Origin of the sequence: Streptomyces sp. NPDC058457 (genome assembly GCF_042720695.1) — a bacterium.
Classification (GTDB): domain Bacteria; phylum Actinomycetota; class Actinomycetes; order Streptomycetales; family Streptomycetaceae; genus Streptomyces.
On record NZ_JBHXLU010000118.1, the window covers coordinates 1 to 24,314 of the forward strand.

Consider the following 24,314-nt stretch of genomic DNA (forward strand, 5'->3'; position numbering starts at 1 on the left):
TTAGCCATCCCGGCGTGCTGAGGTGGGAGGGTTCGGTCCTCCTGACCACCCACGCCCCTCGGACCGGACCCGGTCCTTCGTCGTGCGGGAAGTGGCAGGAGACGGTGTGGCCGGCGGCCGGTCCGGCCGCCCGCCGGTGCGGTGTCTCCTCAGCGCAGCGCCGCCGCTGGGCGGCGGAGAGCACGGCCTGGAGGGGACAGCGGGCTCGGAAGCCGCACCCGGAGGCGGCGCGCGGGTCCGCCCCGGGGTCGCCGGGCAGCACGATCCGGCGCCGGGAGCGCTCGGCGACCGGATCCGGCAGCGGAACCGCCGAGAGCAGGGCCCGGGTGTAGGGATGCTGCGGCCGCCCGAACACCTCGGCCACGCCGCCCGTCTCCACCGTCCGGCCCGCGTACATGACCGACACCCGGTCGGCGAGCTGCCGGACCACCGCGAGGTCGTGCGAGACCAGCAGATACGCCGGGCCCAGCTCCCGCTTCAGCCGCAGCAGCAGGTCCAGGATCCCGGCCTGCACCGACACGTCCAGCGCGGACACCGGCTCGTCGAGCAGCAGCAGCGCGGGCCCGACCGCCAGGGCCCGGGCGATGGCGACGCGCTGCCGCTGCCCGCCGGAGAACTGGTGCGGGTAGCCGTCCGCGTCCGCGGGGCGCAGCCCCACCTGGGACAGCAGCCGCGGCACCCGTGCCGCCACCACGGCCGGCGGCACCCGCGCGGCGTGCAGCGGCTCCGCGACGATGTCGCCCACCGGCATCCGCGGATCGAGGCTCGACACGGGGTCCTGCGGCACGAACTGCACGGCCGTGCGCAGGTCGCGCGCCGCCCGGCGGGACAGCAGCGCGGTGTCCTGTCCGAGGATCTCCACCCGGCCGGCCTGCGGAGCCGCCAGCGAGGCGATCTCCCGCAGCGTCGTGCTCTTCCCGGCCCCGGACTCCCCGACGAGCGCCAGGGTCTGCCCGCCCCGCACCTCCAGATCGACCCACTCGACGGCCCGCACCACGGGACCACGCCGCCGCACCCCCGCGGCCGGGTACGACCGGCCGAGCCCGGAAACCCGCAGCACGACATCGGCGCTGCCGTCCCCGGCCGGCCCTCCGGCCACGTCCCCGTCCGGCGTGCTCGCCGGCGGCCCGAACAGCTCGGCCGCGCTCCGGTGCCGGACCTCCGGGATCCTTCGGCAGGCCGCCTCGTGGGCGTCGGGCGCCGAGGCGTCGGCGCGGGACGGGCTGTCCACTCCGGTGAGCGGGGGCTCGGCCGTACGGCACTCCGGTTCCGCCAGCGGGCAGCGCGGGGCGAAGGGGCAGCCCGGTCCTGTGGTGCCCGGTGCGGGGGCGGTGCCCGGCACCGGTGTGGGCGGCATCCGGGCGTCGAGGCGCGGCACGGAGCCGACGAGCCCGAGGGTGTACGGCATCCGGGGACGGCACAGCACCGCTTCCACCGGGCCCGTCTCCACCACCCGCCCCGCGTACAGGACCGCGACCCGGTCCGCGGCGCCCGCGACCACGCCGAGGTCGTGGGTGACGAGGAGCAGCGCCGCTCCCGTTTCCCGCCGGGCGGCCGCGAGCGCCTCAAGGACCTGGGCCTGCACAGTCACGTCCAGCGCGCTGGTCGGCTCGTCCGCGACGAGGACCGCGGGCCGGTTCGCCACCGCCATCGCGATCATGGCCCGCTGGAGCATCCCGCCGGACAGCTGGTGGGGCAGGGCGCGCGCGGCCCGGGACGGCTGCGGAAGGCCCACGAAGTCCAGCAGCTCCACCGCCCGCCGCAGCGCCGTCTCGCGGCGCGGGCACGGGCGTTCGTGGATGCGCAGGGCCTCCGCGATCTGGTCGCCGACGCGCAGCACCGGGGTGAAGGCGTGCAGCGGATCCTGGAAGACCATGGCGATCAGGCGGCCCCGGATCCCGGCCAGCTCCCGCTCCGGCCGCCCCAGCACCTCCTCGCCCAGCAGCCGTACCGAACCGCCGACCCGGGCACCGGGCGGTGCCAGGCCGAGCAGGGACAGCGCGGTGAGCGACTTGCCCGCGCCGGACTCACCGACCAGACCCAGCACTTCCCCGGGGCGCAGCGCGAGGTCCACACCGCGCACCACGGGCACGGCCGGCCGCCGCCGTCCGCCGCCGAAGGCGACCGTCAGACCGCGCACCTCCAGGACCGGGCCGGCCGCCCCGCGCGCCGCCGGGCCCGCGCCCATCAGGCGAGTCCCGAGACGACACCGCGGGGCGGCCCGGCGGGCCGTACCGTCGTGGGGTCCAGGGCGTCGCGCAGGGCGTTGCCGAGGAGGCTGACGGACAGGACGAACGCGGTCAGCAGACCTGCCGGGAAGAAGAACATCCACGGATACACCAGCGCCACGTCGGACGCGTCCGCGATCAGCGTGCCCAGCGAGACGTCCGGCGGCTGGACGCCGAGGCCGAAGTAGGAGAGCCCGGCCTCGCTGACCACCGCCCCGGCCACCGTGACCGTCGCGTCGGTGATCAGGAACGAGGCCAGGTGCGGCAGCACGTGCCGCCAGATGATCCGAACCGGTCCGACCCCCATCAGCCGCGCCACCACCACGAACTGCTGCTCCTTCAGCGAGCGGGTCATGCCGCGCACCGCCCGCGCGGTGACCATCCAGCCCAGCAGGGCGAGCAGCGCGGCCACCGCGAGCCAGCCCCACCGCCGCAGCCGCGGGGCGAGCACCACGAGGACCAGGAAGCCGGGAAGAACCAGCAGCAGGTCCGCCACGAACATCAGCGACCGGTCCGTCCAGCCGCCGAAGTACCCGGCGCAGGCGCCCACCGCCGCCGCAAGACCGGTGGCGACCGCGGCCACCAGCGCCCCGATCAGCAGCGACTTCCGCAGCCCGTGCGCGACCTGGGCGAACACGTCCTGCCCGATCCGGTTGGTGCCCATCCAGTGCCGGGCGTCCGGCGGCTGCCGCAGCGCCGAGTAGTCGACGTCCGAGTAGGACCACCGGCACACGTACGGCCCGGCGACCGCGAGCACCAGCAGGGCCAGCAGCAGCACGAGCCCGCACAGCGCCCCCGGGTGCCGGGCCAGCCGGCCCAGCACGGCCCGCCCGCGCCGCCCCGCTCTCACGGCTGCCGCACCCGGGGATCGAGCAGCGCGTGCAGGACGTCCGCGACCAGCCCCGCCAGCAGGACGACGGCCGCGGCGAAGCCGTCGACCGCCACGACCGAGTTCACGTCGCCCTTCTCCACCGAGTCGATCAGCCAGCTGCCCATGCCGGGCCAGCCGAAGACCCGCTCGGTGAACACGGCCCCGGTGAGCAGGGTGAGGACGCCGAAGGAGAAGAAGACCGTCATCGGCACCAGCGAGATCCGCAGCCCGTGCCGCAGCAGCGCGCGCCCCGGGGTGAGCCCCTTGGCGCGGGCGGTGCGCAGATGGTCCGCGCCGAGCACGTCCAGGGTGGCGGCGCGCTGGTAGCGGCTGTACAGGGCGATCGCGGCGAGCGCCACACAGAGCGCCGGGAGCACCAGGTGGGCCGCCGTGTCCCGCAGCTGGACGGTCCAGTCGCCCTGCAGCCCGGGGGTGCGTTCGCCCGTGTACTTGACGACACTCCCGCCCGCGGCCCGGTTGACCGCGAGCGCCCCGGTCTTCAGGAGCAGCGCCAGCACGAAGGTGGGCACGCACAGCACCGCGAAGGAGAACCCGGCCAGCGCCCGGTCGCCGAGCCCGCCGCGCCGGACCGCCGCCCACACCCCGGCCAGGGTGCCCACGGCCGTACCGACCACCGTGCCCACCAGCAGCAGCCGTACCGACACGCCGATCCGGCGGCCGAACTCGGCGCTCACGGACTGGTCGTCGACGGTGCGACCCAGGTCGCCGTGGACGGCACGGTCCGCCCAGTGCGCGAAGCGCTCCGGCAGCGGGGCGCGGTCGTCCATGCCGAGCCGGGACAGCTCGCGGTCGACGACCCGGGCCGCCGGCGGTGGCCGGCGGCCCTCGAAGTACGCGCGTGGATCGAGCGCGGTGGAAGCGAGCGCGTAGGAGAGGACCAGGGAGACGAGGAACAGGACCATGCAGCGGACCAGGCGCCTGGCGATCAGGAAGAACATGGCACTCCTGACGGGGCACGGAGGGTGACGGCCCGGGCGGTGCGCGGGCGTCCGCCGGGGGATGGAGTCTGCCTTCTCTTCATTTGAGGGAAACATCGTGATGTTAAGCTCCGACGCCACAATTCGCAGGAAAGTCAAGGTAGTTGGCGGTGCCGCGACGCCGGAGAGGCTGGCAGGTGGAGCGATTACGGGCTTGGTCCGCGTGGCTGGCCGTCTGGGCGCTCGTCGTCCTCACGGCGACCGGATGCTCCGGATCCGGCGGGCACGACGACTCCCGGCACCGGGCGCTTCCCACCTACGGCACCTACGACATCAACGCCCTGCCGTCCGGGGACCTCCGCTCCGGAGGGACCCTGACCCTGCCGATCACGCAGATGATCACGCAGTTCAACTTCAACCACGTCGACGGCGCCCTGGACGACGTGTGGACCGTCGACACGATGACGGAGCCGCGGCTCTTCACCCGCGACGCCGAGGGCGTCCCCCGCATCGTGCGGGACTACCTGACCTCCGCCACCGTCTCCACCGCCGGCTCGCGCCAGGTCGTCACCTACCGGCTCGACCCGAAGGCCCGCTGGTCCGACGGCCGGGCCCTGAGCTGGCGGGACTTCGCCGCCCAGTGGCACGCGGTCGGCGGCGGAGACGACCGGTACCCGGTCGCCGACCCGAGCGGCTACGACCGTATCGCCGACGTCCGCCGGGGCGCCGGCGCGCACGAGGTCCGGGTCACCTTCAAACGGCCGTACGCCGACTGGCGCCGGCTCTTCACCCCGCTCTTCCCGGCCGTCGCCTACGACAGCCCCCAGCACTTCGACTCCGACTGGCAGGGCCGGCTCCCGGTCACCGCGGGCCCCTTCAAGCTCGCCTCCGTCGACCGTACGGCGCAGACCCTCACCCTCGTCCGCGACGCCGCGTGGTGGGGCACCCGGCCCCGGCTCGACCGCATCGTCTTCCGCGTCCTCGACCCCGACGCCGCCCTGCAGGCCTTCCTGAACGGTGAGGTCGACGCCGTCAACGCGGCCACCGGCGAGGCCTACGCCCAGCTGGCGCAGGCGGAGGACACCGCCATCCGGATCGGCTCCGCCTGGGACGAGGTGCACATCACGCTGAACGGCGCCGGCGGGCCGCTGGCCGACCGGGCGGTGCGAGGCGCCCTCCAGCAGGCCGTGGACCGCCCGGCGCTGGCCGAGGTCGCGGCTTCGGGCCTGCCGGTGAAGGTGCCGCTGCTCGGCAACCACTTCTACATGACCAACCAGCCCGGCTACGCCGACGACTCCGGCCCCTACGGCCGCTTCGACCTCAAGGCCGCCGAGCGCGCCCTCGACCGCGCGGGCTGGCGCAGCCGGGGCGCCGGGAAGCCCAGGACGAAGGACGGCCGCAGCCTCACCCTCCGCCTGGTGCTGAGCGAGGGCACCAACCGGCTCGGCGAGGACCTGGCCCAGCTCGTCCAGCAGATGCTCGCCCGGGCCGGTGTCCGCGTCGACATCGAGAAGGTGCCCGCCAGTGCCTACGGCCCCCAATACCTGGACAAGGGCAACTTCGACCTCGCGATCTTCCGCTTCACCGGGCTGACGTACCCGAGCTCCGCCTACGCCGTCTACCGGCGCCCGGCCGGCGGGCAGGTCTTCGAGAACTACGGCCGGGTCGGCTCGGCAGAGGTGGACCAGCTCCTGGACAAGGCCGCCGGCACCCTCGACGAACGGGCCGCCCAGCGGCTCTACAACCAGGCGGACACCGAGATCTGGCGCCTCGGCCACGACATCGAGCTCTACCAACGCCCCCAGATCCTCGCCGTCCGCAAGGGCCTGGCCAACTACGGCGTCCCGGGCCTCGGCGACATCGACTTCACGAAGGTCGGCTGGGAGAAGTGAGAGCGCGGCGGCCCGGGGAGGAAGCGCGCGCACGGCGGCCCCGTGCGGAGCTGTCCGCACGGGGCCGTTCCGGTCGTTCCGGTGGCGCTGTTCAGGCATGCGGGGCGCTCAGGGCTCTCTCGTCCGCCTGCTGGCGCACCATGTCGAAGCCGAGGGCGGCCGAGGCCAGGGTGACGTGGTGGTGCCAGCCCCGGAAGGACCGGCCCTCGAAGTCGCCGAGGCCGAACTCGTCGTGCATCCGGCCCAGCGCCTCCCCGGCGAACCTGCGCAGCCGCGCCAGCAGCACGAGCTCCGCGAGCCGGCGCACCGGCAGGTTGGTCAGCCAGTAGGCCCGCGGCTGCGGCCGGCCGTAGGGCCAGTCCGCGAGGAGCATCCGCGGCCGCGGCGACGCGCTCGGACAGCCCTCGGGAGAGCGCTCGGCCCGCAGCAGCACCGGGACGGTCAGGAACTCCGAGTGCCACATGCGCTCGGTCACCGGGTCGTGCCAGGTCACCGACGTCCGCTCGGTGTGCCGGACGGCGTGCGCGGCGAGTTCCGCCAGGGTGCCGCCGGCGCCCCCGGCCCGGCTGCGGGGGAGGAGTACCGGTGTGTGCGGCGATGCCTGGACCACATAGCCGAGACCACGGGCCTCCAGGCCCCGTAACAGGGGGTCCGGGTCCCCGTCGCCGCGCCAGTCGGCCAGCACCGGCAGCGGTTCCAGGGACCACTCGTCGAGCATCTCGTCGAGCGCCTCCAGTACGTAGCTCCAACGGGGACGGCAGCGCTCCTGCTCCGGTAAGTGCGCCTGGCCGCGCAGGCACTCGTCCCGGTCCCAGCGGGTCGGCAGCACAAGGCGCCAGTTCACCGGGACCCCGCCGGCGTGTCCCACCAGCGAGGTCGCCAGCGCCAGCTGGCAGTTGACGGTGCGTTCCTGGGAGGCCGCGTACTGACGGGCCACGCCGACCGAGCGGTCGCCGTTCTTGGCGAAGACGACCTCGTCCACCGACCAGGCCTCGGCCCGGAAGGCGCGGACCATCTGCCCGGCCAGCCGGCCGCGCACCGGCGCCGACGCCCAGGGGCTCTGGTTCACGAACTGCTGGATCTGCTGCACCGCCCGCCGCCCCAGCACCTGTTCGGTGATCCGGGCGGGCGTCTTGCGGCCGGGCACGGCCAGCAGGCCGCGCAGGTACACCTCGCCCCAGCGCCGCTGGTCGGCCCGGGTGAACTGGCCGAACAACTCGCCGCAGTAGGCCGGCAGGTCGCGGGCACCGGGCGGGGCACCCGGGGTACGCACGGACGGTAACGGGAGTGTCATGGTCGCGAGATCACTCATGGTTGCAGTCGTCACCACCCTCCAGCAGGAAGGCGTCCGTGGCGAGCAGCGCGTCCGCGACCTCCGGCAGGGCGCAGCCCACGATCACGAAGTCGACGTCGAGCCCCGCCTTGGTGCGCTGGAACAGCAGCTCGTTGATGGCGGACCGGCACATCTCGCTGGTCTCGCAGAGATGGAACTCCACCCGGCCGGGGGTGGTCGCCATGACCTCGGCCAGGATCCTGCGGAACTTGCCCAGTTCGGCGGCGTCGATCACGCCGCGGCAGCTGATGTGGGCGGTGCCGCCGTCGAACTCGCTGCGCATCCGCAGCCGCATCTGCGCGGGCTCCAGCTCCACCCGCACCCGCACCGGTTCGGTGCCCTCGGGCAGCCGTACGGTCAGGTCCTTGGCGTCGAAGTTCTGGTACGGCTGCCCGTCCACCCACACCCGGGTCAGCTCCGCCGAGCCGGCCGGCAGCAGGTCCGGCGCCACCCGCAGCAGCCGCTCCGCGAGGTCGTCGGGGCGCGGCCTAAAGTGCAGGGTCACCGGGTCGTTGCCGAGCAGCAGCCCGGTGTAGGTCGCCGACAGGTAGCACAGCTCCAGCGCGTGGTAGCCCGCCATCGCGTGGCTGCCCTTGAGCCGCTCGGTGCCCAGCAGGTACGGGATGCCGTTGGCCAGGACGTTGAAGTAGACGCCGCCGTCCTCGTAGTCGAGGAAGTACGCGTTGTAGAACGACGCCGCCTCCCGGGCCAGCCGCAGGTGCTCGGGGTCGTCGGTGGTGCCGGCCAGGATGAGGTAGGCGAGGATCGCCTGCTCCTGCTGCCACCAGGCCTTGCGGTCGTGCCAGACCATGCGGTGGATGCCGCTGTCCGGGTCGGGCTGCCGCTCCACCACGTCGTACCAGCCGCTGCGCAGGCCGTCGCTGCCCACCGCGGGCATCAGCTCGGCGATCCGCTCCGCCGTGGTGCCGTACTCGGGCTTGTCGTGCAGCGCCTTGATGCGGGTCAGGTTCCAGGTGATCTTGAGGTTGTGGCCGACCACCGCGCGGTCCTGCTGCCAGCCCCAGGTGCGGTCCGGGCTCCAGTCGGCGTGGAACCGTTCCTGCACGAACGGGGAGTTGGGCTCGTCCGGGAACCGCTTGACGATGGTGTCCGCGGTCTCCTCCAGGAGCGCCGCGAAGTCCGGACGGCCGGTCGCCAGATAGGCGTTGATCAGGTAGGCCGGGGCATGGTCGCCGACGGAGTTCCAGTTCTTGCGGGACCGGTTGCGGCCCAGCGAGTCGGCGCCCGGGTCCAGGGCGATCGGGTCCAGGTGCGAGAAGAACCCGCCCTCGACCGGGTCGCGGAAGTACTTCTGGAACAGGGCGACCGTGCGGTCGATGTCGTTCAGGATCTTCGGGTCGCCGGTGATCCGGAAGGTCTGGGTGGGGCCGGCCAGCGCGTAGATCTGCTCGTACATGGGGATCGCGTCGTAGTCGTCCCCGAACTCCGAGGCGAAGACGGGCCGGTGGCCGTTCGGCGTGATGTCGATGCCGTGGTACCAGTAGGTGATCCCGTCCGCCTGGTCGTCCACCCGCATGTGCTCGCGCAGGTACTCGGTGCCGGACTGGGCCGCCTCCAGGAAGCGGTCCTCGCCGGTCAGCAGGTAGGCCGTGGCCAGCCCGTACACCAGTCGGGAGATGGTGTCGGTCTCCTGGCGCACGTCCTTGCCGTGGAAGTCCGGTAAGTGGGTGCCGCTGAGGGTGAGATGGGTGCGGAAGTTCCGCCAGTCGTACACCCCGTCCGGGAACTGGCCGCGCAGGTAGAAGTCGGCGATGGCGGCGGCCTGCTGCACCCACCAGTTCGGGTGCTCGAAGACGTACTGGCCGCGGCTCTCCTCCGGGAAGGTGATCTCCTTGGCGTCGAAGCGGGCGCCGCCCTCCCACTCGTAGAGGATCCCGTACGCGAACAGGAACCGGCCCTCGGCCAGCATGTCGACGGTGTCGGCCGTGGTGTCGTGGTAGGAGTCGCCGAGGTTGCGGACGATGCGGGAGACGGCGTTGTGGGTCAGGTGGACCGTGAACTCTCGCCCGTCCGGGCTGCGCAGACCGAACATGCGCCTGGTGGGGCTGTAGTGGGTGACGTAACCCGCCAGGGTGTCGGAGGTGATACGTCGTCGGGAGAGTGCGCTCATCGTCGCGTGCCCTTCTCGTCGGGCAGGGCCGCCAGCAGCACGACGCTGCGGCCCTGTGCGTGATAGGTGGGACCGTCGACCGGCTCCTCCGCTCCGGGCGGGAGGATCTCGTGCGGGGCCGGCCGGGCCGTGTCCAGTACGCGGTGCCAGCGGTGGCCGGGGAGGACGGGCAGCTCGAAGTCGAGGCCCAGGTGGTACATGTTGAGGACCAGGTGCAGGTCCGGGTCGCCGTCGAAACCGCCGTACGTGCAGGCCAGCACGTGGGCGTCGGGGTTCTCCCAGCCCGGCTGGTGCAGCCGGGTGCCGTGCCAGGTGATGTCCGGCAGGAGGCGGGGGTTGAGCCGCTCGGAGAAGAACTGCGGCTCGCGGAGGGTGCGGTAGCGCTTGCGCAGCCCTATGACACCCCGGGTGAACCCGAGCGTCTCCCGTTCGGTGTCGGCCTGCGACCAGTCGAGCCAGGAGAGCGGGCCGTCCTGGCAGTAGCCGTTGTTGTTGCCCGCCTGGCTGTTGCGGAACTCGTCGCCGGCCAGGAGCATCGGGACGCCGCGGCTGAGCATGAGGATCGACAGCAGGTTCTTGACCTGCCGCACCCGCAGCCCTTCGACCTCGGGGCCGTCCGCGGGGCCCTCGGAGCCGCAGTTCCAGCTGTAGTTCTCGTTCGCCCCGTCGGCGTTCGCCTCACCGTTGGCGTGGTTGTGCTTGGTGTTGTAGCTGACCAGGTCGTTGAGGGTGAACCCGTCGTGGCAGGTCACGAAGTTGACGCTGTTGGTGGGCAGTTCCTCCTGCGGGGCGAACAGGTCGGCCGAGCCGCCGAGGCGGGAGGCGACCTCGCCGGCGATGCCCGCGTCACCACGCACGAACCGCCGTACGTCGTCCCGGAAGGGGCCGTTCCACTGCGCCCAGCGCTTCCCGGGGAAGCGGCCCACCTGGTAGAGCCCGCCGCCGTCCCAGGGCTCCGCGATGATCTTCGTCTCGGCCAGGATCTGCGACAGCTCGATCGCCCACAGCGCGGGCGGCACCGCCATCTCGTAGCCCATCGGACCGCGGGACAGCTCCGAGGCGAGGTCGAAGCGGAAGCCGTCGACATGGTGCTCGGAGACCCAGTACTCCAGGGACTCCAGGATGAACTTGGTGACGATGGGATGGTTGGCGTTGACCGCGTTGCCGCACCCGGTGAAGTCCATGTAGTGGGAGCGGTCCTGCGGCCACAGGTGGTAGTAGGCCTCGTTCGCCGCGCCCCGGAAACTGATCGTCGGCCCGAACTCGTTGCCCTCGCTGGTGTGGTTGAAGACCACGTCGAGGATGACCTCGATGCCCGCCTTGTGGAACGCCTTCACCATGTCGCGGAACTCGGTGATGTGGGTGGCGAGATGGGGGCTGGAGCAGTAGCCGGTGTGCGGGGCGAAGAACCCGTACGGGTCGTAGCCCCAGTAGTTGCGCAGCGGTGTGCCGTCGGGCCCGGTCCGCAGCACCTGGGTCTCGTCGAAGTCGAAGACCGGCAGCAACTCCACGGCGGTGACGCCGAGTTCCCTGAGGTGCGGGATCTTCTCGATGACCGCCGAGAAGGTCCCGGGGTGGGCCGCCCCGGAGGTCGGTGAGGCGGTGAAGCCGCGTACGTGCATCTCGTAGACGACCGTGTCGGCCATCGGGGTGCGCAGCGGGGTGTCGCCCTCCCAGTCGTAGTCGTCCAGGTCGACCACCAGGCTGCGCATGGAGTGCTCGACGTTGTCCCCGGGGCCGATCGCGCGGGTCCGCTCCCAGCGGCTGTTGACGTTGGCGCGGGCGTAGGGGTCGAGCAGCACCTTGCGCTGGTCGAAGCGGCTGCCCCCGGCGACGGGGTCGCGCGGACCCTCGATGCGGTAGGCGTAGACCTGGCCGGCGCCGAGGCCCTGCACATGGCAGTGCCAGAAGTGGAAGCTGCGGTGCCGCTCGGGGCGCAGCCGGATGGTCCGGTAGGGCTGCGGACTGTCGCAGTGCTCGAACAGCAGCAGGTCGACGCGGGTGGCGTGCTCGGAGAAGACCGAGAAGTTGACCCCGTCGGCGTCGACGGTGCTGCCCAGCGGCTGCGGATGGCCCGGGGTGACGCCGGGCTGGGGGACGTCGAGGGTGCCGGTCCCGGTGTCGTGGTCGGCGGGCAGGGTCATGTACGTGTTCGTGGCATCCGTCGTCGTGGTGGTGGCGGTCGGCTGGTCCTGGGCCTCGGTCGAGACGCTCATGCGAACACCGCCCTGGTCCCGGCCGGGGCGTCGGCGCGCAGCCCGGCGAAGAGCTCGCCCCAGGGCACGGAGCCGGAGGACGGGCCGGTCTCGCTGCGCATCTCGAACGTCACGCCGTGCGCCGCGGGCGAGCCGATCGCCCGGACGCAGGCCTCGGCGACGTGCGCGCGGGCCACGAACCCGTCGCCGACGTCGCCCTGTTCCAGGTGCAGCACGCCGTGTCCGGGCTCGTCGGTCAGCCAGCCCGGCCGGATCACCGTGTAGGGCAGGCCCGAGGAGCGGACCGCGTCCTCGCCGGCCAGCCGCCAGTCCAGCATCCTGCCGTAGGCGTTCATGGGGTGGTCGCGGCGGGTGACGTGCCGCTGGCTGACGAGCACGAAGTGCCGGCCGGCCAGGGCGGCGCCCAGCACGTCGAGGACGTGGCGGACACCGCCGTGCAGGGTCGACTCCGGGCTGTCCGGGCCGGCGGCGTCGGTGCCGGGTTCCACGGCGTAGACGACGGCGGCGCACCCGTGCAGCGGGGTGCGGAGCGTGCCGGGGTCGCGTACGTCGGCCGTGAAGTACTGCGCCTGCGCGGGCATGTGCCGCCGGGCGCGCTGGGTGCTGCGGCCGATGACCCGGACGGTCTCGCCCCGGGCCAGCAACTGCCGGGTGACGAGCCGGCCGACCCGGCCGGTCCCTCCTATGACTGCGATCGGGCTGTCCATCGAGAAAACTCCCCAGGGCGGTAGCCGAGCCGGACGAATGGCGTGCGGGAAGGAGCGGGTACGCAGGTGCGTGGGCGGGTGCCGGGGCGCGGTTCGGATCCGGCGGTTCGGATCCGGTGGTTCGGATCCGGTGGTTCGGATCCGGTGGTTCGGATCCGGCGGTTCGGATCCGGCGGTTCAGATCCAGCGCAGGATGTCGTCGGAGCTGGTCAGATGGGTGCCGGTGGGCAGCCCGGTGAGGGCGGGGACCCGCAGCCGCGGATAGACGCTCACCCCCGAGAGCCGGGTGCCGGGACGCAGGTCGGCGGCCTCGCCGATCGCCGAGTGGACGAGCCGGACGGGGTTGTCGCGGGCGGAGTGCACCTGCGCCATGGGCCCCACGTACGAGTCGGTGACACGGGCGTACGGCCCGACGACGGCGCCGTCGCCGATCGCCGTGCGGCTGAGCCGGACGCCCTCGTCGATGTCGACGTCGTCGCCGACGTCCGTGTAGCGCAGCTTCACCCCGGGGCCGATCTCGGCGTTCCGCCCGATGCGCACGGCCGGGCCGAGCACCACGCTGCCCTCGGAGATCTTCTGGGCGAGGGTCGTGCCGTGCACGCTGTCCTTGGTGCGCAGGCTCGACTCGTGGATCCAGTACGGCGGGTCGGTGCTCACCGGCGCGCCCATGGCCCGGCTCATCCAGCGGTAGCGGCCGCGCAGCACGTCGCCGAGGGTGGCCAGGTAGTCCGGGATGCTGCCGAGGTCGCCGAGCCGGTCGATGGGTGCGGCCGCGACCGGCAGCCCCCGCCGGACCAGCCAGGGCAGCAGGTCGCCGCCCCAGTCGAGGCGCTGCTGGGCGAGCCGGATCATCTCGGGGGTACGGGCCGCCAGCCGCAGGCGTCCGCAGTCGACCAGGTACATGCCCGCGTTGGTGGGCAGGGTGAAGCCGCTGCCTGGCAACGATGTCTCGGGGAAGAGGCGGTGGACGCGGTCGAGGCCGGGCTTCTCCAGGAAGCCCGAGACGGTGCCGTCCGCGGCCGTCTGCAGCACGCCGTACTTGCCGGCGATCTCCTCGGCCGTACGGCCGACCGAGGCGACGGTCACGACGGCGTCGGCGGCGTCGTGCGCGTCGGTCAGCAGGGGCAGCGAGAACTCGAAGACGGAGTCGACCGGCATGACCAGGGCGCGGCCGGTCAGGTCCCACCGTTCGAGGTTGTGCAGGGTGGCGGCGCCCGAGCCGACGTTGTAGCGGTCGAGCCGGGCCCGGGAGTAGTGGATCTCGACGCCGAACCGCTCGCCGCGGCCGAGTACGAGCTTGATCTGGCTGTGGTTCTCGGCGCCCTGGGCGACCACGTAGAAGCGGCGGATGCCCTGGTCCCGGCAGTTCTCGACGAGCCATTCGACGACGGGCCGGCCGGCGAACGGGATGAGCGCCTTGCTGCGGATGTAGTCCGAGGAGGCAAGGGTGAGCGGCTTGGCGCGTTCGCCCCGGCCTCCCGCCAGGATTATCCCTAACGTCTCGTCCCCCATGACTGCGCTGCCTCCTCGGCTGACGAATCAATGCCAATCAGTCAACTGAGCCCGTCATCGAGAGTCAAGTAAAAAGTAAAGAAAGTGGACGTACGGAAGCTGGACCGGGCCTCTTCGGCCCTCTGGATCACGTGTATGAGCTGGGAATATATGAATCAGATGTGGATTGACTCAGATAGTCAATCCACCTGTCATGCAGCCAGTCATGTCAGTTGTGTGGGCCCGTCACTTCAGCTCGTCGGGGCAGGGCGTGCCCCGCGGCAGCTGGTACGGCGCCGCCAGCCGGTACGTCCCGGCCTTCGGGGCCAGCAGCATCGTCCACCTGTCCCCCTTCGCATCCTCCGGCGTCTCCCTCAGGCAGCCGTTGACGTTGGTGTACGTCTTCGGACTGCCGTCGGCCCGGTGCTTGGAGGCCTCGGTCTCCTGGGGCGCCTTGAAGCTCTTGCCGTCCGCGTCGACGATGCTCAGCCAGGGCGAGTACGGGATCCGGATCAGGATCCGCCCGGCCTTGCGGACCTCGATGGTCAGCTCGCCCTGTTCGGCGCTGTCCACCACCGCGTTCGGCTCGGCGAGCGGCACGGGGTCGGTCACCCGGAACAGCTGCCAGTTGGCGTCGCCCCAGATCTGCTTCAGGTACGGCATCCCGCGCTGCACCAGCGCCCGCTCCCGTTCGCCGCCGCCGTCGCCGTCGGGCTGGTCCTTGGGCACGACGACGAAGTGCACGGCCCAGCGCTGCAGCCACTCGTGGTAGTTCGCGGAGTTGAGGGTGTCGTCGTAGAAGAGGGGGTTGCGTTCCATGTCGGCCTGGCGGTTCCAGCCGCGGGCCAGGTTGACGTACGGCGCGAGCGCGGACGCCTCCCGGTGCGAGCGGGCCGGGACCACCTCCACGCGGCCCTTCTCGGCACCGACCTGCTGGAGCTGGTGGACCAGCGGGGCGAGCTCGCGGGCCCAGGACGCGGCCGGGGTCGTATGGACGATGTCGTCGACGGACTTGAAGCCGATCCAGCCGACGGTGCCGAGGAAGGCGAGGACCGTGACGTAGTACCTGCGTGAGCGCGGGACCGTGTACGGGAGGGCCGCGATCAGCGTCGCGCCCGCGAACAGCATCGGCAGCCGCGAGATGTTCGAGCCGATCTGCGAGCTGACCAGCCACACCAGCACCACGCTGACGCTGTACACGGCCGCCGTCAGCCGGACCGTCTTCCACTCCTTCGGGACCAGGAAGAGACAGAGCAGGCCGTACGACAGGGGCAGGATCACCGAGCCGAAGCCCATCGGCTGGGTGCCGGAGAACGGGAAGAGCCAGGCCGAGACCGCCACCACGGCCGCGGGCGCCAGGCCGAGCGCCCAGGCGCCCGGCCGCCGCTTCTGCAGGAACAGCGCGACCGCGACCAGTCCGACGAAGAGTCCGGCCACGGGCGACGACATGGTGGCCAGCGCGGCGAACGGCGCGGCGACGAGCGCCTTCGCCCACCTCCGGTGCCGCCAGCGGTACGGCCAGCAGAACACCGCCCCGACCGAGGCCAGCGCGAACATCGTGCCCAGCCCGAAGGTGACCCGCCCGGACAGCGCGTTGCAGATCAGTGCGAACACCCCGGCGAGCGCGGCCCACAGGGGGTTCTTCACCGCGCGGCTGCGGATGAGGAGCAGGGTCAGCAGGCCGGCCGAGACGGTGCCGGCGAGCATCATCGTCGTACGGACACCGATCAGCGACATCAGGTACGGCGACACCACGCTGTACGACACCGGGTGCATACCGCCGTACCAGGCGAGGTTGTACGCCGAGTCCGGGTGCCGGCCGACGAACTCGGCCCAGGCGTCCTGTGCCGCGAGATCGCCGCCGCTGTTCGCGAACGTGAAGAACCAGATGATGTGCAGGACGCCGGCGAGGGCCGTGACGGACAGCACCGGGTGGCGCAGCAGGCGCCGGCGCAGCGGCTCGGCGGCCCGCAGCAGCCGGTCCCCGAGCTTACGCTCCGTATGGTCCGCCGCTGCCGGCGGCAGGGCTATTCGCGGGCCGGATACCGGGCCCGGATCGGCGTTGTCGGCGCGTGTCGGCTCCGCTGTGGCCACCTGAAGGCACTCCCCGTGTCCCGTCTTCTGTTCTCGGCCGTGTTCCATGGTGTTGGCGGCCGCTTTCCGTCCAGTTCGCGGCCGTGTCCCGGCGACCGGCGACCTGCCCCGATTCGCGACGCTAGCACGCACCCCGCCGCGGGGCCCTGGGGTGGGGCGCCATCGGCGGGGTGCGGTGACGGAATGCCGGTTATGGGTCAGCCGAGGCGGGTCAGCTTGCTCGTGAAGCCGGGCTCGGCGAGGTCCTTCGACAGGGCGACCGGGACCTGGACGGCGGAACCGGAGCCGTCACCCACGGTGAGGGTGCCGACCTTGGTGCCGGCCTTCGCGGTGTGCGGCACGTCGTCCGCCTGGAACGACAGCTTCACCTTCAGCCCCGACCAGCCGACGGCCGTGACGTCCTCCGTCGCCACCACCGGGGTGCGGCCACCGAGCCCGTCGTCCACGTACCCGACGACGTCGCCCTTCTTGTAGATGGTCGCCGACTTCAGCGCGCCCTGGGCCGCCCGGATCAGCTTGTCGCCGCCGTTCAGGGCGGCGGTGAGGATGCTGTTGTCCGAGGCGGCGCTGGCCGGCTGCCGCAGCACCGCGCCGATGATCGTGCGGGTCTGGCCGCCGACCGTCTTCTTCGCGGCGAAGACCAGGTTGCCGAGGGCGGAGGTGGTGGTGCCGGTCTTGATGCCCACGACGTCGTTGTGGCCGACCAGCTGGTTCCAGTTGGAGTGGTTGACACCCTTGTAGTCGTCGTACGACATCATCGCGGCGACCTCGCGGAAGGACGGCTCGCTCGCCATGGCGGCCTTCGCCAGCTTCACCTGGTCCACGGCCGTGGACACCGTGGAGTTCGTGAGCCCCGACGGGTCCGTGTACGTCGTGTTCGTCATGCCGAGCTTCTTCGCGGTGGCGTTCATCTTCGCCACGAACGCCTTCTCGGAACCCGCGTCCCAGCGCGCCAGCAGCCGGGCCACGTTGTTGGCGGAGGCGATGAGGATGCTCTCCAGCGCCTCGCGCTGGGTGATCGAGTCACCGGCCGTCACGTCGACGGTCGACTCCTGGCCGGCGTTCGCCTGGTCCTGGGCGGCCTGGTCGATCCTGATCTTCGGGCCGGCGGCGCCGCTCTTCAGCGGGTGGTCGCGCAGGATGATGTACGCCGTCATCACCTTGGCGACGCTCGCGATCGGCACCGCCTTCTGGTCGCCGGAGGAGCCGAACGTGCCGATGCCCTGGACGTCGAGGGCGGCCTGGCCGTCGGCCGGCCAGGGGATGTCCGTCTTGCTGCCGTCGAAGGTGTACGTGTCCTTCGCGGTGAGGTCGAGGGTGGGCTGAGGGAGCGGGCGCAGAGTCTGTACGACCGCAAAGATGATCAGGGCGACGATGACCAGGGGGGTCCAGATCTTGACCCGGCGGAAGAGGGTCCTGACCGGGGTCTCCGGCGGCGGGGGCGTGTTGGTCAGCTCGGCGAGCAGGTCCAGCGGGGGCTTCGGGGGAAGCGGCTGCTGGGTGGTGCGCTCGGGGCCGATCTGGGGGAGGACGGTGGTGCGGGTGGTGGAGGCGGGCTCGGGCTTCGGGCCCTGCTTTATGTCCGACTTGAGGGCGACGAACCTGCTGGTGCGCTCGGCGTCGGCCTCGGCCTCGGCCTTGTCCCCGGCCTTGTCCCCGGGGGTCTTCGGCTGCGGCTCGGGCTTGGGCTTGGCGTCGCCCAGCTTGAGCATGGTGGTGGGCTGGTCGACCTGCGGGGGGCGGGGGGCCTTGAGCATGGTCGTGGGCTGGTCGACGGCGGGCTCGGCTTCGCCTTCGCCGCCCTCGGATTCCCCACCCGCACCACCCGTGCGGCCATCGTTGTCAGGTGCGGGTGGCCCCTGCGGTGCCTCCTCGCCGTCGGCGTCCGCGCCTCCGTCGCCGGAGCCCGAACCACCGTCCGTCGCAGTCGGCTTGGCGTCCTCGGGCTCGTCCGCCGCCTTGGGCTCGTCTTCGGGCTCGTCCGCGGCCTTGGGCTCGTCTTCGGGCTCGTCCGCGGCCTTGGGCTCGTCCTCGGGCGCGGCGTCCTCGGGCTCGACGTCCTCCGGTTCGGCCGCGGCCTCGGGCCTGGCGTCCTCGGGCTCGGCGGTCGCGGTGGGCTTGTCCTCGGGCTTGGCGTCCTCGGGTTCGGCCGCGGCCTCGGGCCCGTCCGTCGCCGTCGGCTTGGCGTCCTCGGGTTCGGTGGCGGTCGCCGACTTGCCCTGGGGTGCGGCGTCTTGGGGCGCGGCGTCCTCCGGTTCGGCCGCGGCCTCGGGCCTGGCGTCCTCGGGGTCGGCTGCGGCCGTCGGCTTGGTGTCCTCGGGTTCGGTGACGGTCGCCGACTCCCCCTGGGGGGCGGCGTCTTCGGGCTCGGCCGCGGCCTTCGGCATGTCGGCGGGCCTGGCGTCCTCGGGGTCGGCCGTCGCCGTCGGGTTGGTGTCCTCGGGCTCCGGGGCGGTCGTTGCCTCGGGCGCCGTAGCGGTCTTGGCGGCGTTCTCCGGGGGTTCCGGGGCCTCCGGGTGCTCCTCGGGCGTCTCGGGGCCCTCCTCGGCCTCCGTGGCCGCCTCGGGGGCCTCCGGTGCCGTGGTGTCCTCGGCACTCTCCGCCGGGTCGCCCGTGCGGACCCACGCCGCCACCGCGTCGCGGAGCTTCGCGTCGCCCTCGCCGGTCTCCTCGGCCGTTTTCAGGTCCCGTACCGAGAAGACCCGGGTGGCGGTGTCCACGCCGCCGGCGGTCTCCTCCTCGGCGGCCACCGCCAGTCGCGGGTCGCGTGCTTCGGGAACCGGACCCGCGCTCCCCGACGTCGGTTCTGCCGACGACTCGCGCTGCTTCGACCTGTCGGGGGACTCGCCCGCCACCGATGCCTCCTCCACGCTTCGCACGTTGCCGTGCGCTGTCCGAACCATGTACCAGTGTCCTGTGTGCGGGCTTAGCCCCTGCGGTAGACGAGAACGACATACCTACCGGTTCCACTACGAACCGGTCACGCACCCTCGACAGACCAATGTGAGAGGGGTCACCCTGTCATTCATCCACGCGGGGAGGCATGGATGGGCAGGAGCCGCAGAACACTTCCGGAGGAGCTTCTGCTGCTGGCACTGGACCCGGCCACGGGTACCACTGCACAGCCGCAGTCGCTCGACCTCGGTCTGGCCGGAGCACAGCTAGTAGAGCTGGCGCTGGCCGGACGGATAGCCCCAGACGGGGATCGTATCGCCGTGGTGCAGCCACGGCCGACTGGAGATCCGACTTTGGACTGTGCGTTGGAGTTGCTGCGACGGCGTGGCGCTCCCGTACGGGCTGTTCACTGGATCGGCGGGCCCCGTCTCGGCCTTCGCCAGATCTATCTCGCGCATCTCGAACGGTGCGGCATGGTCGCCGCCGTGGCGGGACAGATGTGCGGGGTGCTGCCGACCACTCGGTACCAGGCGACGGACAACGCCGTCACCCGGGAGATCCGTGGCCGGCTGGATTCGGCGATCCGTACCGGCGTACCGCCGGACCCGCGGACCGCCGCGCTCGCCGCCCTGGCCCACGCGGTCGGTCTCGGCAAGCACCTGTATCCGGGCAACGAGGGACGGTCCTCTCGTTCCAGGCTGCGGGACTTGATCCGGCACGACCCGATGGGCGGGCTCGTCGCCCACGCCGTCATGGACGTGCAGAACGGCGCGGCCGCACAGCCACGCCGCAACCCCGCCGCCCCTGCCGGGCGGCAGGCCGGACCAGGCACCAGGCCCGGTGCGCCGGAACCCGCTCGCGGGGTTCCGATGCAGCCGCGCCGAGGTGCGATGGCCCGCGCCGTGGTGCACTGAGCCGCAGTTCCACGGCAGTAACACAGCACCCCTGAGACCCGGTTCCGGGAGCCGCTGGTCCGAGCGGGGCGGTGAGGCGTACGAGCAGTACGCGCCTCGTCGCCCCGCTCGGCCGTGTCCGCCCTCGGGCCGCCCCGGGTCCGGAGTATCCGGAACGTGCCCGAACTGACGCGTACGCGCCGCATATCCACTGTTTGCCAGCGGTAGGAAGCACCTTGGTGGCAGTCTGCTCAACAGCAGATACGCAAAGTGGTAGTTACAGGCAGGCAGCCGGAGGTGCACGTCCCGTGGCGTCCAATGTCAATCCCACCGTCAGGCGACGCCGGCTGGGCCAGGAGCTGCGCAGGCTCCGCGAGCTCAAGGGCATGACGGCGGAAGAGGTGGCGGAGCGGTTGCTCGTCTCCCAGTCGAAGATCAGCCGGCTGGAGAACGGGCGCCGGAGCATCAGCCAGCGCGATGTCCGCGACCTGTGCGGGGTGTACGAGGTCGAGGACCAGCGGGTCGTCGAGTCCCTGATGGAGATGGCCAGGGATTCGCGGCAGCAAGGCTGGTGGCATGCGTTCGGCGACATTCCGTACAGCGTCTACATCGGCCTGGAGACGGACGCCGAGTCGCTGAGAGTGTACGAACCCCAGCTGGTCACCGGGCTGTTGCAGACCCGGGCGTACGCCGAGGCGCTGGTGCAGGGCGCGTTGCCGGAGACCTCCGCCGCCGACATCGAGAAGCGGGTCCAGGTGCGGATGCGGCGACAGGAACGTATCACCGCAGAACACAACCCCCTTCGCCTGTGGGTGGTGCTGGACGAGGCCGCGCTGCGCCGGCTCGTCGGCAACCGGCTCGTGATGCGCGAGCAGCTGGAGTACCTGCTGGAGATGTCCCAGCAGCCGCACATCACCGTCCAGGTGCTGCCCTTCGAGTGCGGCGCGCATCCGGGCCTCAACGGCCAGTACGCGATCCTGGAGTTCGCCGACGCGGCCGACTCCAGCGTCGTCTACCTGGAGGGCGTGACCAGCGACCTCTACCTGGAGAAGGCCCACGACGTGCAGAAGTACGCCGTGATGTACGAGCACCTGCGCGCCCAGTCGCTGAACGTCGAGCAGTCCCGGCAGTTCATCGCCGACGCGGCCAAGGAGTACGCCCGCTGAGCCGTCCTCCGGTCCTCTTCCTGCCCTCTTCCGGTCCTCCCGGGCAGGAAGCGGCGGATGTTACACCGGTGCCACGGTCCAGCGGAAGTCTCCCCCGGAATATGCCATCCGGACGAGTGAACGGGTACTCCAGGCGAGGAAGTTGGCTAGTAGCGTCGATCACGCCAACCGGTCAGAAAGGTTGGCGTGAATCGCACTACAGCAAGCACCACAGCAATCTCGTAACAGGAGTGGACATGGCACTGCTTCAGGGCGCCACGGAGACGTGGACGAAGTCCTCCTATTCCGCAGGGAACGGGGCGTGCGTCGAGGTCAAGTCGCCGACGACCGCAGGACTCGCCGTACGCGACTCCAAGGTCGAGGAGGGCCCGGTCCTCGCATTCCCGGCCGGCGCGTGGAACGCCTTCGTGACCTCGGTCAAGGCGTAGGGGGGCACTCGCTGACCCACCGCTCACGCTCCCGACTACACAACTGCACAAGCGTGACCCAGAGCCCTCTCGACCAGCCCGCCGTCCTTGCCGAGGGGGCTCGGCTTGTGCCCTCCGCGCCGCCGGCGATCCCGCCCCGGGCTCAGCCGAGGGCGCGCTCCACCGCCGCCACGACCTCCGCCGACTCCGGCTCGGCCTGCGGCGAGAACCGGGCGACGACCTGTCCGTCCCGGCCGATCAGGAACTTCTCGAAGTTCCAGCGGATGTCCCCGGTGTGCCCCTCGCCGTCGGCGAACCCGACCAGACGGTCGTAGAGCGGGTGCCGGCCCTCCCCGTTCACCTCGACCTTCTCGGTCAGCGGGAAGGTCACGCCGTACGTCGCCGAGCAGAACTCGGCGATCTCCTCGGCGCTGCCGGGCTCCTGGCCCATGAACTGGTTGCAGGGTACCCCGAGCACGGTGAAGCCCTGCGCCGCGTACCGCTCCTGGAGCTTCTCCAGGCCGTTGTACTGCGGGGTCAGGCCGCACTTGGAGGCCACGTTGACAATGAGCACGGCCTTGCCGCCGTAGCCCTGCAGGTCGGCGGAGCCGCCCTGCAGCGCACCGATCTCCACGTCGAGCACGGACCCGTTGTTCTCGGAAGTCGTCATCAGATCTCCTTTGAGGTGAGCCGGTTCGCCGACAGGGCGGACCGACTTCCATCATTAACCATGCTGGTCACAAACTGATGCACTAGTGTGTGAAACATGCCTACCACTCACGTGAAGCGGGCGTTCAAGTACCGCTTCTATCCGACCGATGCGCAGGCGGCAGAGTTGTCGCGCACGTTCGGGTGTGTGCGGAAGGTCTACAACCTCGCGCTCGCGGCGCGCACCGAGGCGTGGGCGCTGCGGCAGGAGCGGGTGAACTACAACGCGACGTCGGCGATGCTGACCACGTGGAAGAAGACCGAGGAACTCGCATACCTCAACGACGTCTCCTCCGTCCCGATGCAGCAGGCCCTGCGCCACCTGCAGACGGCGTTCACTCACTTCTTCGCCAAGCGGGCGAAGTACCCGCGGTTCAAGTCGCGGAAGAAGTCGCGCAAGTCTGCCGAGTACACCACCAGTGCGTTCCGTTTCCGTGATGGCAGGCTGACGCTGGCGAAGATGACGGAGCCGCTCGACATCGTGTGGTCCCGTCCTCTCCCCGAGGGCGCCACGCCGTCCACGGCCACCGTGTCGCAGGACACAGCCGGTCGCTGGTACGTGTCCCTGCTGTGCGAGGACCCTGCTGTCAAGCCGTTCCCGGACAATGGGAACGAGGTCGGCGTGGACGCCGGGCTCGACCATCTGCTGACTCTGTCCAGCGGGGAGAAGATCACCAACCCTCGGCACGAACGGCGCGACCGCGCACGCCTCGCGAAGGCCCAGCGGGAACACGCCCGCAAGGTGAAGGGGTCGGCGAACCGGGAGAAGGCGCGCCGGAAGGTCGCCCGTATCCATGCCCGCATCGCCGATCGGCGACGCGACAACCTGCACAAGCTCACGACTCGGCTCGTTCGTGAAAACCAAACGATCGTGATCGAGGACCTCACCGTTCGCAACCTGCTGAAGAACGGCAAACTCGCCCGCGCCATCAGTGACGCGGCGTGGAGCCAGTTCCGCGGGATGCTGGAATACAAGGCAGCCTGGTACGGCCGCGAGGTGATCGCGGTCGACCGCTGGTTTCCCTCTTCCAAGCTGTGCTCCAACTGTGGAGCCCTGCAAAACAAGATGCCGCTGCACGTTCGCACCTGGACGTGCGCCCAATGCGGCATCACCCACGACCGCGACGGAAACGCCGCGAAGAACCTATTGGCCGCCGGGCTGGCGGCGTCTGCCTGTGGAGCCGGTGTAAGACCTCAACGGAGTTCTCCGGGCGGGCAGTCGGCGACGAAGCAGGAACCCCTACAGCGCGAGCCGTAGGAATCCCCGCCTTCAGGCAAGGGATAAAGCCAAGAACGGATGCTAACTCCGTCCGTTCCGGCGCTGGTCGCCGGAACGGTTCCCGGCCTCGACGAGCACGTCACCGGCCGCCGTCCGCGCGTACAGCACCGACCGCCCGGCCCGCCGCCGCTCCACCAGCCCGGCGTCGCGCAGCACCCGCAGATGCCGGCCGACCGAACCCAGGCCCTGCCCGGTCACCGCCGTCAGGTGGGTGGTGCTCAGCGGGGCGTCCAGCAGCACCAGCACCCCGGCCCGCGCGGCCCCCAGCAGCGCCTCCAGACCGGCCGGAACCGCCCGCACGGAGGGGTCGGCGAGCGCCCCGGCACAGGGGTAGACCAGCGCGTACCGGTCCGGTTCCTGCCAGGAGACCCAGCCGCGCTGCGGTGTGACCGGGACGAGGAGGAGGTCGGCGCCGGAGATCTCACGGGGCGGGTACTCGTGCATGTTCACCTGGAGCCGGTTGCCGCCGAGCCAGCGGGTCTGGCCGGGCTTCAGCGAGTCCAGTACGGCCGCCCAGCCCGCCTGGCCGGCCCGCGCGGTCCGGGCGGCCACGTCCGCCGCCAGGACCCGCCGGCGGCGGTCCCAGTCCGGTCGTACGGTCTCGGTCCAGACGTACTCCAGCAGGGCGGCGGCCCGCTCGGGCAGGTCGTCGCGGTCCAGGGCGGCCGGGAGCGGTCCGGCCACGGAGACCCGCAGGTCGGCGCGGGCCTGCACGGGGTCGGTCGCGCGCACCGTGGCCGCCGCGTCCGCGACGGTCTGCCCCTCGCGCGGGGTGGGCGACAGGAAGTCGGCGATCCAGGCCCTGCCGAGCCCGGCCCGGACGAGCCGTGCGGTCACCGGGTCGGCCGCGAGGAAGGCGCGGTAGCCCGGCAGGTGCGTGCGCAGCCAGTCCTTCTCGCCCGGGTGCGCGCCGGCCCCCGCGTGCAGCAGCTTCAGGGCCGCGAAGGTCTCGGCGAACGGCGAGAGCACGAACCGGCTGCGCGCGAGGGTGTCGGCGTTGACCAGCCACCAGCCCATGAGGACGACCTTTCGCTCCTGCTCGTCACCGACTTTGCACGGGCCCTT

At 71.6% G+C, this 24,314-nt stretch carries 17 protein-coding genes; 5 read left to right on the plus strand and 12 right to left on the minus strand.

The window, feature by feature from the left end; genetic code table 11:
- The 3 genes from ACFWPS_RS48330 to ACFWPS_RS48340 all read right to left on the minus strand — a co-directional run.
- On the minus strand, positions 1 to 2,188 hold a 2,188-nt coding region (locus ACFWPS_RS48330; protein ID WP_383719223.1), incomplete at its 3' end, for a dipeptide ABC transporter ATP-binding protein.
- Positions 2,188 to 3,078 carry an ABC transporter permease gene (locus ACFWPS_RS48335; protein ID WP_383719226.1) on the minus strand — a complete coding sequence of 297 codons (891 nt, stop codon included), beginning with the start codon at positions 3,076 to 3,078 and terminating at the stop codon, positions 2,188 to 2,190. The genes ACFWPS_RS48335 and ACFWPS_RS48330, both read right to left, overlap by 1 nt.
- Positions 3,075 to 4,058: an ABC transporter permease gene (locus ACFWPS_RS48340; RefSeq protein WP_383719229.1), complete on the minus strand. Its 984-nt coding sequence runs from the start codon at positions 4,056 to 4,058 to the stop codon at positions 3,075 to 3,077. The genes ACFWPS_RS48335 and ACFWPS_RS48340 overlap by 4 nt, the downstream gene beginning before the upstream one ends.
- Before the next feature lie 149 nt (positions 4,059 to 4,207).
- Here ACFWPS_RS48340 and ACFWPS_RS48345 point away from each other — a divergent pair, with 149 nt between their 5' ends.
- Complete coding sequence (locus tag ACFWPS_RS48345; RefSeq protein ID WP_383719232.1) at positions 4,208 to 5,929, plus strand: ABC transporter family substrate-binding protein; 1,722 nt, start codon at positions 4,208 to 4,210, stop codon at positions 5,927 to 5,929.
- Between the two features lie 91 nt (positions 5,930 to 6,020).
- Here ACFWPS_RS48345 and ACFWPS_RS48350 read toward each other — a convergent pair whose 3' ends face one another.
- The 7 genes from ACFWPS_RS48350 to ACFWPS_RS48380 form a co-directional block, all read right to left on the minus strand.
- Positions 6,021 to 7,202 carry an IS701 family transposase gene (locus tag ACFWPS_RS48350; RefSeq protein ID WP_383719235.1) on the minus strand — a complete coding sequence of 394 codons (1,182 nt, stop codon included), beginning with the start codon at positions 7,200 to 7,202 and terminating at the stop codon, positions 6,021 to 6,023.
- A gap of 31 nt (positions 7,203 to 7,233) precedes the next feature.
- Positions 7,234 to 9,393 carry an AGE family epimerase/isomerase gene (locus ACFWPS_RS48355; protein WP_383719238.1) on the minus strand — a complete coding sequence of 720 codons (2,160 nt, stop codon included), beginning with the start codon at positions 9,391 to 9,393 and terminating at the stop codon, positions 7,234 to 7,236.
- Positions 9,390 to 11,609, minus strand: a complete 2,220-nt coding sequence (gene glgX, locus ACFWPS_RS48360) for a glycogen debranching protein GlgX (protein ID WP_383719242.1) — start codon at positions 11,607 to 11,609, stop codon at positions 9,390 to 9,392. Before glgX ends, ACFWPS_RS48355 begins: the two co-directional genes overlap by 4 nt.
- Positions 11,606 to 12,316, minus strand: coding sequence for an SDR family oxidoreductase (locus ACFWPS_RS48365; protein WP_383719245.1), 711 nt, complete (start codon positions 12,314 to 12,316; stop codon positions 11,606 to 11,608). Before ACFWPS_RS48365 ends, glgX begins: the two co-directional genes overlap by 4 nt.
- Before the next feature lie 177 nt (positions 12,317 to 12,493).
- Positions 12,494 to 13,828, minus strand: coding sequence for a sugar phosphate nucleotidyltransferase (locus tag ACFWPS_RS48370; protein WP_383719248.1), 1,335 nt, complete (start codon positions 13,826 to 13,828; stop codon positions 12,494 to 12,496).
- Between the two features lie 225 nt (positions 13,829 to 14,053).
- On the minus strand, positions 14,054 to 15,901 hold the full coding sequence (locus ACFWPS_RS48375; protein WP_383719250.1) for an MFS transporter: 1,848 nt from the start codon (positions 15,899 to 15,901) through the stop codon (positions 14,054 to 14,056).
- Positions 15,902 to 16,098: 197 nt separating this feature from the next.
- Entirely contained in the window at positions 16,099 to 18,804 is a 2,706-nt protein-coding gene (locus ACFWPS_RS48380; protein WP_383719253.1) for a serine hydrolase, read from the minus strand.
- Between the two features lie 144 nt (positions 18,805 to 18,948).
- On the opposite strand from ACFWPS_RS48380, the gene ACFWPS_RS48385 reads away from it, so the two are divergent.
- The 3 genes from ACFWPS_RS48385 to ACFWPS_RS48395 all read left to right on the plus strand — a co-directional run bounded on the left by ACFWPS_RS48385 (position 18,949) and on the right by ACFWPS_RS48395 (position 21,283).
- A complete protein-coding gene (locus ACFWPS_RS48385; protein WP_089102093.1) occupies positions 18,949 to 19,710 on the plus strand; it encodes a GPP34 family phosphoprotein in 762 nt (253 codons plus the stop codon).
- Positions 19,711 to 19,997: 287 nt separating this feature from the next.
- Positions 19,998 to 20,855: a helix-turn-helix transcriptional regulator gene (locus ACFWPS_RS48390; RefSeq protein ID WP_089102094.1), complete on the plus strand. Its 858-nt coding sequence runs from the start codon at positions 19,998 to 20,000 to the stop codon at positions 20,853 to 20,855.
- A 236-nt stretch (positions 20,856 to 21,091) separates the two neighbouring features.
- Entirely contained in the window at positions 21,092 to 21,283 is a 192-nt protein-coding gene (locus tag ACFWPS_RS48395) for a DUF397 domain-containing protein (RefSeq protein WP_089102095.1), read from the plus strand.
- A 142-nt stretch (positions 21,284 to 21,425) separates the two neighbouring features.
- On the opposite strand, the gene ACFWPS_RS48400 is transcribed toward ACFWPS_RS48395, so the two are convergent.
- Positions 21,426 to 21,932 (minus strand): glutathione peroxidase, encoded by a 507-nt coding sequence (locus ACFWPS_RS48400; RefSeq protein ID WP_383719256.1) that lies wholly within the window; start codon positions 21,930 to 21,932, stop codon positions 21,426 to 21,428.
- A gap of 96 nt (positions 21,933 to 22,028) precedes the next feature.
- Between ACFWPS_RS48400 and ACFWPS_RS48405 the strand changes: the two genes are divergently transcribed.
- The gene (locus tag ACFWPS_RS48405; RefSeq protein WP_383719259.1) at positions 22,029 to 23,228 is read left to right on the plus strand and encodes an RNA-guided endonuclease InsQ/TnpB family protein; all 1,200 of its coding nucleotides are present in this window, start codon (positions 22,029 to 22,031) and stop codon (positions 23,226 to 23,228) included.
- Positions 23,229 to 23,270: 42 nt separating this feature from the next.
- Here the strand turns inward: ACFWPS_RS48405 and ACFWPS_RS48410 are convergent, their stop codons facing one another.
- Complete coding sequence (locus ACFWPS_RS48410; RefSeq protein ID WP_383719261.1) at positions 23,271 to 24,266, minus strand: ArsR/SmtB family transcription factor; 996 nt, start codon at positions 24,264 to 24,266, stop codon at positions 23,271 to 23,273.
- Positions 24,267 to 24,314 lie beyond the last annotated feature (48 nt).

Bases quoted from the DNA above. Each gene is read 5' to 3' on its own strand.
- ACFWPS_RS48340 (WP_383719229.1), bottom strand. From the start codon at position 4,058: ATGTTCTTCCTGATCGCCAGGCGCCTGGTCCGCTGCATGGTCCTGTTC.
- ACFWPS_RS48355 (WP_383719238.1), bottom strand. From the start codon at position 9,393: ATGAGCGCACTCTCCCGACGACGTATCACCTCCGACACCCTGGCGGGT.
- glgX (WP_383719242.1), bottom strand. From the start codon at position 11,609: ATGAGCGTCTCGACCGAGGCCCAGGACCAGCCGACCGCCACCACCACG.
- ACFWPS_RS48365 (WP_383719245.1), bottom strand. From the start codon at position 12,316: ATGGACAGCCCGATCGCAGTCATAGGAGGGACCGGCCGGGTCGGCCGG.
- ACFWPS_RS48370 (WP_383719248.1), bottom strand. From the start codon at position 13,828: ATGGGGGACGAGACGTTAGGGATAATCCTGGCGGGAGGCCGGGGCGAA.
- ACFWPS_RS48380 (WP_383719253.1), bottom strand. From the start codon at position 18,804: ATGGTTCGGACAGCGCACGGCAACGTGCGAAGCGTGGAGGAGGCATCG.
- ACFWPS_RS48385 (WP_089102093.1), top strand. From the start codon at position 18,949: ATGGGCAGGAGCCGCAGAACACTTCCGGAGGAGCTTCTGCTGCTGGCA.
- ACFWPS_RS48395 (WP_089102095.1), top strand. From the start codon at position 21,092: ATGGCACTGCTTCAGGGCGCCACGGAGACGTGGACGAAGTCCTCCTAT.
- ACFWPS_RS48400 (WP_383719256.1), bottom strand. From the start codon at position 21,932: ATGACGACTTCCGAGAACAACGGGTCCGTGCTCGACGTGGAGATCGGT.
- ACFWPS_RS48405 (WP_383719259.1), top strand. From the start codon at position 22,029: ATGCCTACCACTCACGTGAAGCGGGCGTTCAAGTACCGCTTCTATCCG.
- ACFWPS_RS48410 (WP_383719261.1), bottom strand. From the start codon at position 24,266: ATGGGCTGGTGGCTGGTCAACGCCGACACCCTCGCGCGCAGCCGGTTC.